The sequence below is a fragment of the Oleiphilus sp. HI0079 genome (assembly GCF_001635105.1).
The window spans coordinates 1-813 of sequence record NZ_LWFT01001179.1 but is presented as its reverse complement, the minus strand read 5'-3'; the positions used below and the strand labels follow the sequence as shown (position 1 = coordinate 813).

General features: G+C 46.4%; 1 protein-coding gene. It reads left to right on the top strand.

The window, feature by feature from the left end:
- Positions 1-813 (top strand): RNA polymerase factor sigma-54 (gene rpoN, locus A3750_RS20955; protein ID WP_068548750.1); only part of this gene is annotated, 813 nt, incomplete at both ends.

Genomic DNA, 813 nt, shown 5'->3' with positions numbered 1-813 from the left:
GAGACCGCTTTATAGCAGAAAGCATCATTGACTCGATCGATGTTGATGGCTACCTAAGAAGCGATATTGAAGATATACATCAAGGCCTCTTCAACGAAGAAGACGAAGATCCCGTTGAACTCGATGAAGTTGCTGCAGTATTAAAGCGGGTGCAACACTTCGATCCAGCCGGCGTGGCTGCGAAAGATCTCCAAGAATGCTTGCTACTTCAGCTGCGCCAACTAGATCCAGAAACAAAGTGGCTTCCCCAGGCAAAGCTAGTCGTTAGTCACTATATAAATTTACTTGGTAGTCGCGACTACGCACAACTGATTCGACGCAGTCGCCTGAAAGAAGACGACCTGATCGACGTATTAAAGCTCATTCAATCTCTCAACCCGCGTCCCGGTGAAGCGATTATCCAGAACGAACCAGAATACGTCGTTCCAGACGTCATTGTTAAAAAAGAAAAGGGCCGCTGGAAAGTAGAGCTCAACCCGGAGATCGCTCCTAAAATTCGAGTGAATAGCGGCTATGCTGGCTTCATCAAACGTGCAGACAACAGCGCCGACAACAACTTCATGAAAGACCAATTGCAGGAAGCAAAGTGGTTCATCAAAAGCCTGCAAAGCCGGAATGAAACCTTACTCAAAGTCGCAAGCAAGATTGTTGCGCACCAACAGGGTTTTCTAGACTATGGTGAAGAAGCAATGAAACCATTAATTCTTCACGATATTGCGCAAGCGGTCGACATGCACGAATCTACGATTTCGCGCGTAACAACACAGAAGTACATGCATACGCCACGCGGCATTTTTGAGTTAAAGTACTTTT